Source organism: Pseudaminobacter salicylatoxidans, assembly GCF_003148475.1.
GTDB lineage: Bacteria > Pseudomonadota > Alphaproteobacteria > Rhizobiales > Rhizobiaceae > Pseudaminobacter > Pseudaminobacter salicylatoxidans.
The window spans coordinates 113489-130696 of the sequence record NZ_QGGG01000008.1; the positions used below are offsets into that span (position 1 = coordinate 113489).

7 protein-coding genes and 1 tRNA gene are annotated in these 17208 nt (G+C 58.4%); 4 read left to right on the top strand and 4 right to left on the bottom strand.

Annotated features, from left to right (window positions below; translation table 11 throughout):
• Window positions 1-233: 233 nt before the first annotated feature.
• From C7441_RS12715 to C7441_RS12725, 3 genes are all read right to left on the bottom strand, one after another.
• Window positions 234-6572, bottom strand: coding sequence for an NACHT domain-containing protein (locus tag C7441_RS12715; RefSeq protein WP_244916133.1), 6339 nt, complete (start codon window positions 6570-6572; stop codon window positions 234-236).
• Window positions 6573-6716: 144 nt separating this feature from the next.
• Window positions 6717-7184: a hypothetical protein gene (locus tag C7441_RS12720; protein WP_109613180.1), complete on the bottom strand. Its 468-nt coding sequence runs from the start codon at window positions 7182-7184 to the stop codon at window positions 6717-6719.
• A 271-nt stretch (window positions 7185-7455) separates the two neighbouring features.
• The gene (locus C7441_RS12725) at window positions 7456-8409 is read right to left on the bottom strand and encodes a DUF6615 family protein (RefSeq protein ID WP_109613181.1); all 954 of its coding nucleotides are present in this window, start codon (window positions 8407-8409) and stop codon (window positions 7456-7458) included.
• 900 nt (window positions 8410-9309) lie between these two features.
• On the opposite strand from C7441_RS12725, the gene C7441_RS12730 reads away from it, so the two are divergent.
• From C7441_RS12730 to C7441_RS12745, 4 genes are all read left to right on the top strand, one after another.
• A complete protein-coding gene (locus C7441_RS12730; protein WP_109613182.1) occupies window positions 9310-13107 on the top strand; it encodes a hypothetical protein in 3798 nt (1265 codons plus the stop codon).
• Between the two features lie 439 nt (window positions 13108-13546).
• Window positions 13547-13640: transfer RNA gene (locus C7441_RS12735), tRNA-OTHER, on the top strand.
• Between the two features lie 14 nt (window positions 13641-13654).
• Window positions 13655-14572 carry a hypothetical protein gene (locus C7441_RS12740; RefSeq protein WP_146201459.1) on the top strand — a complete coding sequence of 306 codons (918 nt, stop codon included), beginning with the start codon at window positions 13655-13657 and terminating at the stop codon, window positions 14570-14572.
• Between the two features lie 119 nt (window positions 14573-14691).
• Window positions 14692-15552 (top strand): hypothetical protein, encoded by an 861-nt coding sequence (locus tag C7441_RS12745; RefSeq protein ID WP_109613184.1) that lies wholly within the window; start codon window positions 14692-14694, stop codon window positions 15550-15552.
• 257 nt (window positions 15553-15809) lie between these two features.
• Here C7441_RS12745 and C7441_RS12750 read toward each other — a convergent pair whose 3' ends face one another.
• Window positions 15810-17135, bottom strand: a complete 1326-nt coding sequence (locus tag C7441_RS12750) for a hypothetical protein (protein WP_244916134.1) — start codon at window positions 17133-17135, stop codon at window positions 15810-15812.
• Window positions 17136-17208: the final 73 nt, after the last annotated feature.

The following is a 17208-nucleotide window of genomic DNA, read 5'->3' on the forward strand; positions in this document are numbered from 1 at the left end:
CGGCCCTTGCGCGAAAAAGCGTAGAAACGGCGGTGTTTGGCGGTGGAAAAGTTCGAATCGTTTCCGGTTGATTGGTCGATTTTGACCCTGCGCAGACGTGGTTTATGGATCACTAAACGACCGCTATGCGCCCCCAATTCGGCCGTTGAGCAGAACCTAGCAGCTTCCCAAAACCAGCCATTCGGTCGAACAAATTGCGCAGCTCACGCTCTGCCAGCCGGACGCCCCAAACATCAATGGTCTCGTCGCGAAGCTTTCTTCGCGTGCCAGAATCTAAGAGTCCCGTCATCCCGTCTGAGTCCAATAAGGATAAGCTTTACTCCGTTTGTAGCATCATAGTCGCGTGATGATCTGTATTTCCAAAGCTTCAGTTTGAAAACGAGTTGCTTCTCCACGGCGGACAGCATCGAAGCAAGCCAATCGGCCGAAGCCCATAGAATTTCACCATCGTTATTGTGGCGATATCTGGTGTCGTCGGGATTGGGACTCCAACTCCCCCAGACTTGGCTGCGCAGAGCGAGACTTCCATCGGCCGTGCACCAATCACCGCCGTTTGGTTCATTGACTAACTTGAGGCGTTTGGTGAGGTTGATTCCAAGACGAGGTCTCCCGGCGGGACCTTTCGCGGCGATTTCGTCGCCGATGTCGATGCCGAGACCGTGGGTCTCGGGTGCCCACACCAAGGGAGCGAAGGGGCTCTTTTCGCGATAGCGCTGATCATAGTAGCCCTCGTCCCAGAACTCCGGGAGCAAGAGGTCATGGCTGGGTTGCCTGGCGAGTGCGGTGCAGCGGCCTACAGCGCCCTTTCGCTCCGTCAGTGCCGACACGATACTCACCGAGACGCCGTCCGGCGATGACCAGCGCCCGTACAGCGGAAACTGCGCATCGTCCGGGGTGTCCCGGAAGCCTAGCTTACGCAAAACCGTTTGCTGATCCTGCAGCGTTTCCTGTTGGCCAATCCTATTGCCCAGCAGGTCTTCCTTTGCCTGTTGGGGGATCGGGTCCTTCCAGTCCGATAGCCATAAGCCGTCATCAAATGTAACGTCATAGCGATCGCGCCATTCCGTCCAGGGCGAGAGCTCTTCGGTTTCATAGCTGCGAACGACCACAGGTAGCTTCTTTGAAAGGCTCGTGGCAGCACTGAGCAGCGCGTGCCGTTGAACGTGTTCACGGAAGAATTCATATCGATCGTCGCGGTCCCATTGGTACCGGTCGCGGCCGGGGAAGCTGTCCAGGGAGGTTGCCTCCGGCCATAGGCGCACGATCTCGGCCGCAATGGCGTCTTCCGCCGTTGCCTTCGCGACATTGAACAGCCGGGCCAAGTTGTCGATTTCTGTTTTTGTGAACTCGTAGCCGAATCGAAAACCTGACGTGGGTTTTCCCGCGGGCGGGTGGGTGTCGTCGGTGACGATTCCCTTCTGCGGCTTATCGATCTCATCCTGCAACGCGTCCAGCGCAGCGCCATGCTCTCGCTCGCTGCTGATGTGCCGCAAACAACGGACAAGGTGGACTTTATGTATGAGGTGCAGGTCGCTTCTTTGAGAAAGAGCCAACAACTTGGGCCAAAGCGGCCGCATCATTTGTCCGTGGCGCAACGCGGTCCGCGCCAGCCCCATCAGCAACCACTGCTGGGAGTTCTGAAACGGCAGCTTCCGATCCGGTGATGCCAGTGTTGCGACTTCTCTTCTGTCGAAGCGATCAAGCAGCAGGCCGAGATCGTTGACGAGCCCCAACTCGGCAAGTGTTCTCAGCCCCCTTGCAGCCGTCCAGCGGACATATGCGTCGTCATCGCCGAGGAGATGCCAAATCACGTCGGCAACGAAGTCATCCTCGTTCCCTGCAACTGCTTGTTCAGGACGAAAGGCGCCTTCTCCGATCTCGTCAGCTATGCGGGATGCAGGCCCGGACAGCAGTAACTCCAGCGCTTCTAACCCGGCCTGGCCCGACGTTACGTCGGTCAGCGCCGTTGCCAGTTGAAGCCACTCATCACTTCCGAAATCGACCTCATCCGCCACGACCTTGTTTAGAACGAGCTCCAATGCAAAGAGATTGTCGCCGCACAAATCCGACAGCTGGCGGACGCCGCGCGCGACATTGGAGAACTGGCCTTCGAGAAATTCCGAGGCCTTGTTCGCGAACAGTCGTCCAACCAGCGACTTTGCGTTTGAGACGAGATGCGCGGTGGAACCGCTCCAGACGCGAAAACAGTCGGTGAGGATTTCAAGGGACTGCGTGTAATTCAACTCGGTCGCGTCGCAGATCGCGAACAAAAATGCCAAACGCTTCGCGTATGGACACGCATCCCGCAACTCGGCGTAAAAGCGCCGCCGAGCATCGTAGGAAAATTGTATCTTCTCATCGATGGCCTTCAGCGCACTGTCGATCGAACTTGCCGACGACAGATCGCAGTTCTCGACCAACGCTGAGATGAAGTAGCTCATATCCTCTTTGGTCGATTTTGGGGTCTGCTCGGTCAGGATATCGGGTGAGGAGTTGTTCCGACTGTTATACGCATCCTGCTTGCGCTTGGCCTCGATCCTGAGCTGTTCGATCGCCTCTCGCTCCTCGGTCGTGATGGCGTTCGGATACTGATTGGCGGTCTCTAGGTAACTTTCCCAGAGCGAGGGCCAGGCGGCGTCCGGGTGTTCGGAGCGTAGTTTCGAGATGATCGCCTGAAAAATGCGCCTCTGATCCGCTGGTACGGACAATTTCAGTAAATCGGCGACCGCGTCTCCGGAGCGCCAGTCCCACCAGCCGTGATCTTCACAGATCGTAAGGACAAAGGCGGCGCGGCGTGGATCGAGATTGCCGTTTTCGGCTAGAAAGCATGCAAGCTGCGGCAAGCCGTAAGATAGCTTCGCTACATCCTGATCGTGCCATCGCACCAACTTAGTGATTGCCGGAAAACCTATTGAGTTGGCAGCGGCGCGAGCGAACAATGTCCATCCGAACTTGCTTGGCTCGCCAGCCGCAATGATCTGGCAAAGATTCATCAGCCGCTGCGCTAGTGCGGGTTTCAGAAAGCCGCCTTTCTGAACCGCTGCAAAATGAAGCAGCGAGTAGATTTCCTCGTAGCTCTCTCCGCCCATTTGGTCCAACTGGGCCAAGCCTTGTCGATAGTATTCACGGGCCTCTTCAACGCCCATGGGCACAAGGGAAGCCGCAAGGTCGGCGTAGGAATCTCCACGCTGACCGATATTGTCATCCTGACGGATTTGCTCCACAACATGCTGCGCGAATTCCCCGGCAAGCTCATGAAGCTCTGGGCGCAAAGCCAGCCGAGCCAATAGATCGATTTTCTGCGCAGGAAAGAACCGCCCAGCGGAAACCAGATCGATCAGGACCTTGGCTTGGGCTGCCGATAGTGTCGGCGAATGGTTTAGCAGGATGCGAACGCAACCAAGCCCGATGGTGCGGGCAAGCACATCAGCTGCACTTTCCGCATTCCAGTGTATGCCAACGCGCAAGTGTTTGCGCCACACGTCGAGAAAGGTATCGACGCTCGTACCGGAGATACCCTTGCGCGACAGCACGGCTTCCTCAATCGGCGAGATCAACTCACGGGCAAGCTCGATAGCTTCGCTGATATCCTCCCGTTCTCGCTCACTAAACCGCGCCCTCTGCTGCTTCTTGCGACTTTTCTCGGCCGAAACGGCGGGGGCGGCTTGGCGTAGCTCTTTGAGAAAAGCCACCAGTCCTCTTTTGTCATTAACAGCCTTAGCCTGCCTGGTAATCTTCACGTCGTTCGGAAGCAGGTCATGACAGGCGAGCGGTCTTCCGGCCGACCATGCGCGAACACAAGCGCGAAGAATTGGGGGCCAAACTCTCGAAGGGCCATAGCGTTCGCCGTAGTCGTAGGCGGAAGGACGGGTTGTTGGCGCACGGCGGATGATCGTTCTGGCAGCGCTTCGGGAACCATAGAAAAGCGTTGTCAGCGCCGCTTGCACGAGATCGCCGCTGTTCTCTCGCTCAGACCTGATTGAAAAGCCTTCATCTTCGCGGTCTTCGACGAAAACGTGAGATCCGATCGCTCTGGCGAGTGCCTTGACTTGCTTTCTGCCGAGATAGCGGGGGCGTGTTAGAAGCCGGAGCTTGAGCGCCTTGGACGTGCCTTTGTCGCTTGCGGCAAACGAGACAAAATTCGCGAGTATCGCCGTGCCGTTTGCCCTGTCGAAAAGCTCTAGAAGCTGCAGAAGCTTGTCGCTTGCTGACAGCGAAAAGCCATCGTTCCAGCGAGCGAGGTTGCGGTCAGCGATGCCGAACTCCCCTTCGGTCACATGTTGGAACAGCACAGCCGCGTAGTCGTCGATCTCCGGCCCGGCGGGAGCGCCACGCGTCTCATCAGGTGGCTGCGCAATGTGCCAGTTGATCCAGCGAATCGTGCTTTCGCATTGAATTCCGGCTTCTTCGCTGTCACCCGCAAAGCGATGCGCAATTGTCAGCCTTGCACTTCTGGCACCGCGCCATCCGGAGCGATCTGCGAAGAGGCGGCGATAGGAATCGGCGTCACCAAGCACAACGGCGAGAGCCGGGGCGCCACGAATGAACTCGTCGCCTCGCAAATTCGCCGCGACCGCCTGTGCCAGTCGCATGCTGAGGCCCAGCACGCGGTCAAAGTCATGCTCCGCGACCGCCAGTCGAAAGGCCGCACGCAGCCGAGCGAGCGTCAGCCTGCGGCGACCGAACTCTGACTGAACTGTCGTCGGAAAACTGGTTGAATCAGCGAGTGCGAATGCTCTGTCGCTGTCTTTGATGACAACCAGAAAGTGCGGCAGCGCTTCGGCGGCATAGGCCGATGTACCCTGCGAAGAAAGAAGCCGGTCGGCAATGGCCCGTTGAGCTTCTGGTTTGCCGGAATAGGTCTCCCTCACATATGTTTCCGTGGGTTCGTCTCTGAAGATCGCGCCATGCGAAGTGATCTCGAGCATTGGAGCCAAATCCGATGCTGCGGTGTTGACCTGAGCCACAGACCACCCCAACGCGTTAGCCAGTTCGGCGAGCGGAATAGGGGGAGGTAGAAGTGAAAGTGCCACGAAGAACTCGGCTACCTCTGAATCCGGCCACCCGGCAACATGAAGGTCCGAGACAATCTTGTTACAACTTTCGGCGATAATTTCGGGGACAGTGATGGGCGCAGCAGACGTCTCGCCGAGTACGTTTGTATCCCAGGTCTGAACCAGATAATCGAGGACACGCGCATTCCGACCGGAGCGGGTCAAGGCAGTGGCTATTTCTACACTGGAAGCGTGTGGCACGCGGGTCTTCAGAAATTCGCGGGCTTCCACATCGGTGAACGGCCCCAACTCGACTTCTTCCACCGTAGTGCGTCCGATGACGTTCTCTTTGCGATGCGTGCGGGCTGTAAGCAGCAACTTCACACCTTCGATCGGGTCTTCGTCGATGGTCGAGAGAAGAAGCTTCGGGAATGCCTCTTCGTGGCGGTAGTCAGCTTCAAGCTGGGCGTTATCGGCAGCATCGATGATGATGAGCAATCCGAGCCTGCTCGATTGGGTTCGGATTGCTGTCGCCGCTTGCGCCAGTCGTTTCCGTGCAGCTTTGATGATCCTGCGACTGTCATCCCCGCCTGGCAGCAGCGGATCGCAGAGGGTTCGTGACGCCAGTTCGTTGACGATCTGCACCAAGCCAATTCTGGGAAGGTGCCGGGAGTGATTGTCCGAACGGTATGAACCACCTCCGAAGCAATCAAAAACGATGACCTCAAATTCGTTGGCCATCCTCGCCGCAAGGCTCTGGACGAACACTGTCTTGCCCACTCCGCCTTCCGCGTGGACGAAAACGGGAAGCGGTGAGGTCTTGATCAGTTCGCCTGTCGTCGAAAGCTCGGTTCGCCCGACGACAGCGCCCACGTCGATGAAGCGGGTGTCTGCCGGAAACAGGTCCTCCGGTTCACAATCGAGCGCGTCTAAAACATCTTCGCGGTGAATAAGGTTCTTGCCCTGACCGCTTGGCCCGGCCTTCTTCAGGACAAGGTCCTGAAGTCCATGTAGCCGGAGCCGAGCCTCGGAGTCCGTCCCGGCCGACCAGTCGGTGAGTGTCCGCTTGAGTGCGTTATCTTGAGCTGCGAGGCTCTTCTCCCCGGCCCGAAAGACTATTCTTGAGAAGAGGCGGCTTGCATCCGACAGGCCGCGCTTCGCGCACCATTTCTTGAGGTTGCGAGCCTGAGTGGCTGCGCCGAGATCTGAAGGCGTCGTTCCCTTGATGAGGGACTGGATCGCGTCCCAAAGACTGTCCGCAAATTCCGAGTTCGTGACAAAGAGGAACGATACCTTATCGTCAACGTCGGCCGCAGACGACGCAGCCTCATAGCCGACGATTGTGTCAGCGAACTTTTCGATCGTCTTCTTCAGATAGGCGGCTGTGACAGCCTCGTCGCGTATCCTGTATTTGAATTGAACGGTCTCAAGCCGCTCGCAGCTGTGAAAATTGTCTCCATGGCCGTAATAGAGGACAAGATCGGCGACTTCCTCGCCGCTTGTGCCTGGGCTTGCAGTCTCGGTCGACGAGATTCCCTCTACGGCGATCGCAAACAGACCGTCATTCGGGAAAACCAACTGTAAGGCTCTCCGAGCAGCCCATCTCTCGTGGAAGGTATGGCCTGCGCGCGATGCCCGGACGGTATCAATGTTCCCCGCAATATTTTGCACTATTTCAATTACGTCCTTTGCCACCGAACCAGTCTGTTGGAGGCCTCGCCATCAGTAATAACCGGTATAGTCGGCCTGCATCCCGCCGAACTCGGCCAGTTCTCCGAGCACGGTGATACAAAGCGGCAGCAACAGCCGTATTCGTTCGGGATCGTCCCAATAGGCACTTCCGTGCTTGCCGCCGTGGAACAGGTTGTTGCGCACCGTCTTTAGCAGTAATGTGACGCGGTCGAGCTGCGAGGCGCTGTCCGTGAAAGTCACCTCGGTGAACGTCAGCCCGGCATCGCCAACGATTTGCTTCTGCGGGTTGGCGACGACGAGCCGTCCGGCGGCATTGGACGGAACATAGTCGCCGCCATACGCTTCGACGAAACCCTTCCAGTCCGCCAGCGCCGTTGCATTAACCGTTTTCGACTGGAGCCAGTTATTCTCTTTTAGGGCAGACTCGAACCGAGAAAACCAGAAGAAGAAGTCGCAAATCAGCGGCCACAGATCTTCCTCCACCTCTTCGTGGCGCATGACGCTCTCCCGAAACTAACCTGCCAGACTGTCTGCGCAAATCGGATCATGTTGACGACGGTTGGGACGATTATGCAAGTCCGCAGAGTAAAGCTTCTCGGCGCGATCCGCATGCTGATGACTGAGGCGCGCAGAGCACGTCTCGCGGTTGCCTTCTGGGTAAACGGTTCCGATCGTCGGGCACGGTCGACGAGGATCAACGCGAGCAGGTTGAAGCGCGGGAGCGTCCCGTCACCTCGGGACGCCGGTCGATCTTGCCATGCGGTTGCGGTTAGTTACTGGCTGACCTCCCCCTTCTACGACGCACAGCGGCGCGGGCCTGCTCAAAGCTCGGGTGCTCGCGCGTTAGCTGGGTGCTGAGGATGACCCTCGGCCGTTGTAGAGTGGCTCGGTCTTTGTCGGTCACCTCGCCGGCAATTGCTCGGCGAATGCTGTCGGGAAGTTCCCCTGACGAACGGACCTGGAAATCAGGGTCGGCGGCACGGGCGGCCACGCCGCGGCTCAGATTGATGCGCTCGGCGATTAGGTCCGGATGGAAGGCGATTGACAGATAGCTAAGCTCCCCGAACCCGCTAGGCAGGAGGAACTCGGTTGTGGGGCCCACTGGCGGTGACGGCGGCGAAGGCAGGTCAACCACCGGCCAGCACAGAAGATCTGACAGCGACATGAAGCCCGCCCGCCATCGGCTGACCTTTTTTTCCTTCCGCTTGCACCCACCGGCGACGATACCGACGACATCGCGCGCAAGCCTAATGTTGATGCCTTCGATCGCCGGGAGGGCTCCTACCGGACGCTGCAGAGCCGACTGAGGATGATAGAACATGTAGAGCGGAAGCGTGGCCATGCCATCGGGCGATGCCGCAGCATGGTTCACCAGCGTCTGACTCTGACTACCTTTCGGTGTGCCATGATCGAGATGATCATAATACCAGTAGCTTGAGCCATTCTTTAGCCTCTGCTCCTTACAGCGCTTCGATTGGATCATCAGGCGCAGGTAGCTGCCGCCCCCAACCTCATGCGGTGCTGCATAGATCCAGTCCATGTCCGCGCCCGTGACCTTCTCATCCGGGAAGTCGACGCGGACGCCGAGCGGCTGGAGTGGCATGAGACCCATCATCAGCAGATCGGTCGCGGTCTCCTCGCGGAAGTTGCGGGTAAGACGACGGTTGCGCTCAAGGAGCTGAGCAAGGTCACGCGGAAAGCGGTTGGCAAACTCACAGAGCATCAGTCGCTAACCCTTCCCACCGAGCGCAATTGGCTACACCCAAAATCGTATCTGATGCGGATTGGCAAGATGGGGAAATAGACCGACTAGCTCAAACTGGATATCTCCTTGCCAGTTCTCGGATGTACTGCACCGTAGTAGCCCGCTTTCCTGTCCGCGCGCAAATGACTCTGCCGAGCAGCTAACGCCCTCGGTCCTGCCGTTTGGCGAGACTGAATGAACGGCAGGTTTTGGGTGGTGTTGGAAGAACACCGAACGACGACAATGGGTCGACGTTGCCGAACGGCGGCTTCCTGAGTTTTTCTGCCAGAACCGGACAGGCAGCAGCCGGCCCCAAATCCGCCGATCATAAATCTTCGGCCGTGGTAGCGCCGTCGTCGACAGATTGAGGCAATGGCTCGAAATGTCACCAACCCGCTGATTAGATAAAACACTTCTTATTCCAATATGTTATCCGCAGAAACACTACTGGAATTTAGAGGGCTATAGCGTAGATGTAACTGTCATCTTCACCCGGTACAGCGCGCCAAATACCGCCGATTGCCCTCTGTTGCCGCCGATAACCGGCGAAACTACGCCCGCACAAAGAGCATCAGACGGTCCTTGCGCGAAAAGGCGTAGAAACGGCGGTGTTTGGTGGTGAAAAAGTTCGAATCGCTTCCGGTCGATTGGTCGATTTTGACCCTGCGCAGACTTGTTTATGGTGCATTAAACGACCGCTATGCGCCCTCATCCTAGTCGTTCAAGTCCAATAGATCGTTCCCCGTAAGTTGCCGTTGGGCTTTGGCTGCACGAATGACGCCAATTGACTTCGGGGAAATATGGGCGATTGGGCCTATCAATGAAAAGATTTGGCCCGTACGTATTTGACCAGAATCGAGGGTTTGGTTACGCGTCGGCATGTTTGAGATCACGGGCAATGATATCGCTCTTCTGAATGACAAAGATCTCAGAGATCTTGTCGCTCTTCTTTGCGAAGCGGAATTGCGTCACCGCGGCCTGCCTGCGTCGGCCGTGACCTGGGGCGGCAACCAGACTGCCCCCGACGGCGGCCTCGATGTCCGCGTTTCTCTCCCCGCCGGAACGCCGATCGACGGGTTCGTACCGCGCGCCGCTACGGGCTTTCAGGTGAAGAAGCCCGACATGCCGCGCAGCGAAATTCTCGCAGAAATGCGCCCTACGGGAACGGTTCGGTTCGTCATTCAGGAGCTGGCGGCGCAAGCCGGCGCCTACATTATTGTCAGCGCAACCGGATCGACTGCGGACGGAGCGCTCGCCAATCGGCGGAAGGCGATGGCGGATGCGGTCGAGGACATCGCACAACGGGATGAGCTCGTCCTCGATTTCTATGATCGCGGGCGCGTCGCGACATGGGTACGCGGTCATCCGGGCCTCATCCCATGGGTCCGCACTCGCATCGGCAAATCCATGTCGGCGTGGCAACCCTATGGGCAGTGGGCGCAGACGCCTGCCGGCAGCGACGATAGCTACCTTGTCGATGACGCATTGCGTATCCAGACTAGCAGCGCTGAGAATGGCGATGGCGTCGACGCGCTCACCGGCCTTGAGAGAATCCGCGATCTTCTGGGCCAACCTGGTAAAGTCGTGCGTTTGGTCGGACTTTCAGGCGTCGGGAAGACCCGCTTTGTCCAGGCGCTTTTCGATCCGGCCATCGGTGCGCGAAGCCTCGATCCGTCGCGTGCCGTCTATGCCGACATGGCGGACACGCCTGATCCGCAGCCGATCGCGCTTGCCAGCAATCTGGTCGCCCAACGCATGCGTGCAATCCTGGTTATCGACAATTGCCCGCAGGAACTGCACCGGCGACTTTCGGAACTCGTCCGCGCCGCCGGCAGCACGGTCAGCGTCATCACCATCGAATACGACATCCGGGATGACGAACCCGAGGGCACGGATGTCTTCACGCTGGAGCCGTCATCGCCCAACCTCGTCGAGAAACTGGTCAGCCGGCGCTTTCCATCGCTCTCCGACGTCGATGCGCAGACAATAGCCGAATTCTCAGGCGGGAACGCGCGGATCGCCCTGGCGCTCGGGGCAACCGTCGGCAAGAATGAATCGCTTGCCGGACTGACAGACGACGGACTTTTCCGGCGCCTGTTTCAGCAGCGACACGAGCATGACAGCGGGTTGCTGCTCGTAGCGCAAGCGTGCGCGCTGGTCTTCTCCTTCGACGGCGAAACTGTCACTGGCGACGAGTCCGAGATCGCCCGTCTGGGTGGCATGGTTGGTAAGACTGGCGCCGAGATCTTCGCCGGCGTTGCCGAGCTTCGCCGCCGTGACCTTGTACAGCAACGCGGACTATGGCGGGCCGTGCTGCCGCACGCCATAGCAAACCGCCTCGCCGCCATGGCGCTTCAGAACATCCCTTGGGCAACCATTGAAACCCAGCTCGTCAACGGCGCCTCGGAACGGCTGATAAGATCATTCTCGCGGCGCCTCGGCTACCTTCACGGCAGCAAGGAAGCGGTCGCGATCGTTGAACGCTGGCTTGGACCCGGCGGCTATGTCGCCGATATCGCCAACCTGAACGCGTTCGGGCGGGCGATCCTGGAAAACATCGCGCCAGTGGCGCCGGCGGCCGCCCTCGATGCGATCGAGCGCGCCGCTCGCGGGCCTGACAGCGAGGCGATGCGAGAGAACGGGCGGCATCTCCTGCGCCTCCTGCGCTCGCTTGCGTATGATGCCGAATTCTTTGATCGGACGGTCGCCCTCTTGGCAAGCTTCGCTCCGGCGGTCGATGACGTGCACGACGAAGCGGCCGACGCCACAGAATCCCTGTTCTACCTCTATCTCTCCGGCACGCATGCCAGCATCGACCAGCGCCTGCGCGCGGTCGAAACCTGGTTGCGTTCGGGCGATCCGGCCGAGCGCGCACTCGGCATTCGGGCGCTGGGCGCCATGTTCGAGGCCTATCACTTCACGTCCTCCTACAATTTCGATTTTGGTGCGCGTCCGCGCAATCACGGCTACCATCCGCGAACGGATGCCGAAGTGCATCATTGGTTCGAGTCCGCGCTGAATCTCGCCGGAACGCTCGTAATCGCAGGCCATCCTGCAGCCTCGGCCCTCCGCACCCTGATAGCGGAAAGGTTCCGCGGGCTATGGTCATCCGCCGGCGCGTTAGACGCGCTCGAAAGGACGGCCAAGGCCATTGCGACCGACGGCTTCTGGCGCGAGGGGTGGATCGCCGTACGTCAGACCCAAAAGTTTGACGGCTCGGCCAGGTCCGCAGAGATCGCCGCGCGCCTGGACGCCCTCGAGAAGATTCTGCGCCCAGCCAATCTCGTCCAGAACGTGCTGGCCATCGTCATGAACCGTAGGGGGATTGGTGCCCTTGACCTTGATGACATCTTTGGTCCCGACGACGACATCGAAGCTGAAAGCGCACGCACGGAGCGGATCATTTTCCAGCTTGGCGAGGAGCTGGCACACGACGTGGATGCTTTTGCCATCTTGCTCCCCGAACTCGTCAGCGCCGAAGGGCAGTTGTGGTTTCTGGGGCGCGGTATGGCCAATGCCGCGCCTGATCGCGCCGTTCTATGGGACGTGCTTGTCGATGAGTTGGCGAAGACACCGGAAACCAACCAGAATGTTCAGTTGCTGCGTGGAATTCTGAACAGGGTTGCGGAACTGGATGCTGCCGCAGTCGATGAGCTTCTCGATGCGGCTTTGCTGCACGACACATTGGCACCGTGGTTTCCGATCCTGCAATCTGCCGTGCCGATCAAATCGCGAGAAATGGCACGTCTCGGCCAATCGCTCACGAGCAATATGGCGCCGATCACGCGGTTTCATGTTCTGGCTTGGGGGCGGGCGACCGATGGGGTCGATCCACGCGAACTGGCTGATCTTATCGTCGCAATCGCCGACAAGGCCGGCGGCTTCGACGTCGCCGCTGAAATTCTTTCAACGCGCTTTCATGCCGATCGCTCGCAAAAAGCGGAGCCGTCGCCAGAGCTTTTGGAAACCGGACGCGAGGTCCTCCAGCGTATCACCTTCGGCGACAAGAATGACCGCGAGGACCATCGGCTGGGACGAATTGCGCAGTTATGCCTCGTGGGCGACGAAGGAGCTTCGATAGCTCGCGATCTTGTCGGAAGGCTTCTGGAGGCGACGAAGGAGCGTAAGACCCAAGCCTACTATCACGACGATCTGGTCAAGGGTGTCGCCAAAGCACAACCGCTTGCCGTTCTTGACGGGTTCTTTGACGGCGATGCGTCACTGCGCAAATCTGGCGTGCGGGCTATCGAAGATATGACGCGTCTGCATCGTAATCCGATGGATACCGTCCCGGATGATGTCCTCATTGCATGGTGCGAAGCCGACCCCGCAATTCGCTATCCGGTCGCCGCCGCAACAGTCACGCTGTTCCGCCGACCGGAGGAAAAAGCGCCGCTGCAATGGACGCCGGCGGCGCGGCTGGTGCTGGAAAAAGCACCTGACCGGTTACAGGTCCTGACCGAATTTCTGTCGCGATTCCGGCCACGGATGTGGAGCGGCTCTCGCGCGGCGATCATCGAGTCTAATGCGCGCATGCTGGACGAGCTGGATTTTGAAGGTGACACCGCTGCGATCAGCTTCATCGAGCAAGCGAAGAAGGGCCTCGCGGACGCGATTGCCGAGGAGCAGCGCTGGGAGACGCAGCGCGACCGCGGACGCGACGAGCGGTTCGAATAGCTTTACTTGCAAAGTGCAGGCGCACAGCGGCCGGAAGATTGAGGCATTGCGGTTTCGCTTTCGGGCATGTCGAGCCTGATGGCAGCCGGTGGAGTCACGGCTCTAATTGTGTCATCGGGAAAACATTTGCCAGCTTGAGTAAGCAAGCCAAAGGCAACGACCGGGATGGGGTGGATTGCTGACAGGCGGCTTCTGGGCGGCGGCGCTGGAAATATGGCCATTCAGGCGATCGCCGCACTTCGATGGCAAGGTGACCCGAAAAAGCTGGTCTTCCGGTGGGCTCAGCGGATTCCTGCAAACCGAAGATGCGCGTTTGGCTGCTGATAGACGAGATCATTGGACAGCACACATTCGTGACGCGGCAGACCTGCACTGCGGAGAATTCCCGCGCCGCAATGCTAGCTTGACAAAACGAAGTCGAGACAAGAATGCTGAGCCGGCGCTCGTAGCTCAAGGGGTAGAGCAGCCGCCTTCATGAAGCCTCGGCTTTCTAAGAGCGGCAGATGTGTGTTCGAAACGCGCCGGGCGCGCCACAGTTGAGAACGGAATGACGCTTTACCTTGAACGAAGCCGACCGCGAAAAGCTTTTAAAGGCCTGCTTGGTAACGCCAATCACCTGATCATAACCGCCTTGGCTGGGCTTGATGCTATCGAGCGCGGTGTCGTGCGCGAAGTACCGGAAGATTTACGGACCGTTTGGTCTCCTAAAAATGCGGTGAGCTCTGCAAAGCGCAGCAGGCGACTGATTCTGGATATGTCACTGATCAGGGCCATCGATGCCATCGACGTGTATCTCCGCGATTGCGTGCGCAAACCTGCACTCGTCCAATCGGACGAATTCCGGAAAGACTTGGACTCGGCGGGCCTGAGCGTCTTCCGGAAGCTACAGGCGGTTGAGCGCCACTGTCCCAACCTTGACACCATCGCCTTCGCGTTGGTTTTTCTTATGGTGGCGTGGCGAAATCGAGGTGCCCACACCGAAGCCGACCGCGACGCGCCGGAAGTGCATCTGGCCCTACTGCGTTCCAATGCAGAGAAGGTGGCGGCTAGATTCAGTGGGCTCGACGCCGAAATGCTTCTCGGTGGGTACGAGGCCATGCGGCCCGTCACGTTCAAGGAAGTTGCATCGCTGATTAACGCTGCGCATCACCTTGTGGCGAACTTAGACACGCTACTCCTGAAGTCCCTGGATATCGAGCAGTTTCTGAAGGACGTTATTTGGGCCTCGCTGAGCGATAGCCAAAAACCCCTTGAGTTGATTGAGCAGACTAGAAAGCGTCGCGCCGTTAGTGTCTGGGGCAAAGATCCAAGCGACCGAGGTGACGCAGTCTTACGACTGCTCGGCCAGCAAGGATTCGCTAGGGTTCCGACCAAGCAGCAGACAGGGGTGGTGATCCCAACAGACCTTATCGCTGAGCTGCAGCGACAGACGCCAAAGTCGGTTCTCGCTTGGGCTCGCCAGTAAATTAACCGTGTGTCCGGTGGGCGGGAGTGCGAAAGGAGGCGAGCTCGGCCGCGACCGTGAAGGCTGCGCGAGGGCAACAGTTTATCATCAGACGCACCGGTACCGCCTAAGGGTAAGACATGACTAATAACGACCTTGAGTCCGACTTTGTTACGGCGATCATCCAAGGTGCTGTAGCCGAGCGGCAGCGGCGTTCAGACGAGCATGCCGCATTGCGCGCAAGCGATGCTTACGTGGCGTCTATTCGCCAGATTGACCGCTACATCCTCGACTATGGACTCGGCATCAACATGATCGAGATGATGGCGAGCCGCAATCCGCCCTTCTTCGATCAGCTAATCTCGCTCCGGATCAAGCCCCACTTCGTCCAGTCGATGATCGCGGCCGCTCATATGATCAAGGAAGGGCTGCACGATCCTGCAAGGCGAGAGATGCGCTTCCTGGTCGAGGCGTCTGTCAAAGCGTTGTGGCTCGACCAGGGCTCGCCCCCGCTCCGGCAGGACGCTGATCGCGATGCGACTGTGCCGCCGAGGACGGTGGCTGAAAAAGTCGCCGCGCTAGACGGGCTGGGGCGCGAGCGTTTCGATGAAGTAGTCGGCAGCCTGCGGTTTGGGATGCTCGATGAAACGGCCGGCAAACAGTATCGACAAACGGCGAAAAGCCTATATGGCACGCTCTCGACGACCACGCATGTCTCGTCGCGCAATGTCGAGCGCGACTTTGCCAACTTCGAGAAGGGCAAACACTTCGCGTTCGAGACCATCGCAGATATCAACGCTATCGCGCGGCTCCTGCGCCAGGTCCTCGATCTTGCGCTCGCTAGCCATTTCGAGGCGTTCGACCACGGGCTCGTCGGCGACTTGTTCGAGCCGCATTTTGCCCCTGATTGGTCATTTCTCAAGATGCCACTCATCGCGGCGGTCGACCGGCATTTCGACTATAAGCATGAGCGCCGCGTACGCCGCGGCGAGGTGGGCTGAATTTCGCTAGAGAGGGTGGTACACATCCTCACAGTCGCCAGCTTGCTAGTGACCCCGCGCCGGCCTTCGGGCGAACTCTGAACGAACGGCTGGTTTAAGGTGACGACAGAAGCACGCCAACGGCGAGAATGGCGTGGGTTGCGGACGACAGCTATTTAACGCTTTTCGCTGGTACCGAACCGACCGCTTTCGTCCGGGTTGCTGCCCTAGAGTGCTCTCATCTCAATGTACGCGCTGTGATTGTTCAAACGACCTTACTATCCGCTAGAAAATTTCGAACGGTGTCTCTCCTCCGGGGCAAGCCAGCTTTCAATGAAATCCAGCGGATCAACACTTCCCATCACTGATCTGGCGAGCGTTAGACGTCCTTCTAAACGCTGCCGACGGTCGTCATCCGCGCTCTTTAGGCGCTCTGTTGCGTCCGCGAAGAATCGCTCTACGGTCATCGCCTTTCCCCACTTCTCCATGATCTCGGCCAGCTGCTGCCGGCTGTCGGCGAGAGCCTGGGCCGTTTTCCTTGCATCTTCCTCCCTTTCGTATCGCTCCCACCGCTCTTTTTGCTCTTTTTTCCTCTGCTCCTCCGCCGCTTCTTCGGCCTCCATAAGGCGTTGCAGATCAACTTTTGACGCCCCTAGCGTCTCGACAATTTCTGGGATCAGGCGCTCAAGCGATTGCTGCTCGGTTTCCTGCCAGTTGCGAGACCAGTTGACGCCATTCTTTGGTGAGTAGGCAACGATACGAAAACGCCCGCACGGCATATCCTGCTCGGTTGTCCACGAGTGCGTCAGTTGCCAAGATTTTGCTGACCGGATGAGCTTGCTGTCCTCACGATGGTAGTCGCCATTGAAATAGCGCATCGTCACGCGCTCAGTCATCTCGGTGATGGCGAGCGCTACAGGCACCATGTCGATATAAAAAACCGTCGGCCTGTCAGGTGCCCAAATACTTCCCGAGTGGTAGCGACCGTATTTGCGATCTCGCTCGACCTCTTGTTCCCTGACATGAATCCGCAGCAGATTGTCGGCGGCTGGCGCGATTTGAACGCGGTAACTTCGCTCATCAAGCGCAAGATACAGAGCGTTGGCGATGGAGAGAGCACGCTGAAGCGCGGCTTCTGATGAAATCAGGTCCGGCAGAATCCTTTTGTAGGGCCTGAGGAACTCGCCGTTCTTGACCTCCCGTGTTTTCCGAAAATGTTCTTCTGCACCAAAAAGCAGCGGGTGACGAACCGGGCGGCGAGTTTTCGTAGCGAGCTTTGGCTTACGCGGGGCTCCTTCCTCCATCGTTCGTTTTTTGCGCGGTTTGACAACTGGCGGCAGGATATCGGTGGTCTCATCGGATGCTTCTGGCAAGGTCGGCAACTCTGCCGGAAGTCCTAGGGACTTGCGGGTCCAGTATCCCGATCCGGGATAAGGCACTTGATATTGTTTGCAGATAGCTGCCAGTGCCGTGCCGGAAATTCCGAGCTCCGGTGCGACTTTGCTAAGTGGCCTCTCACAGACTCGTTTATAAAGCTCAACGCGAGTCACCTGCATAGCGAATATCTCAATTCCCTCATCACCGATATCGCATTGCAGGTACACGCATTGATCCCATCTTTTGAAGGGGAAACTGCCCTTTTTTGATGCCGATTTTAGAGGGCTATAGCGTAGATAT

Excerpts from the sequence above, each read along its gene's own strand:
- C7441_RS12720 (WP_109613180.1), bottom strand. The coding sequence starts at position 7,184 with ATGCGCCACGAAGAGGTGGAGGAAGATCTGTGGCCGCTGATTTGCGAC.
- C7441_RS12725 (WP_109613181.1), bottom strand. The coding sequence starts at position 8,409 with ATGCTCTGTGAGTTTGCCAACCGCTTTCCGCGTGACCTTGCTCAGCTC.
- C7441_RS12730 (WP_109613182.1), top strand. The coding sequence starts at position 9,310 with ATGTTTGAGATCACGGGCAATGATATCGCTCTTCTGAATGACAAAGAT.
- C7441_RS12740 (WP_146201459.1), top strand. The coding sequence starts at position 13,655 with ATGACGCTTTACCTTGAACGAAGCCGACCGCGAAAAGCTTTTAAAGGC.
- C7441_RS12745 (WP_109613184.1), top strand. The coding sequence starts at position 14,692 with ATGACTAATAACGACCTTGAGTCCGACTTTGTTACGGCGATCATCCAA.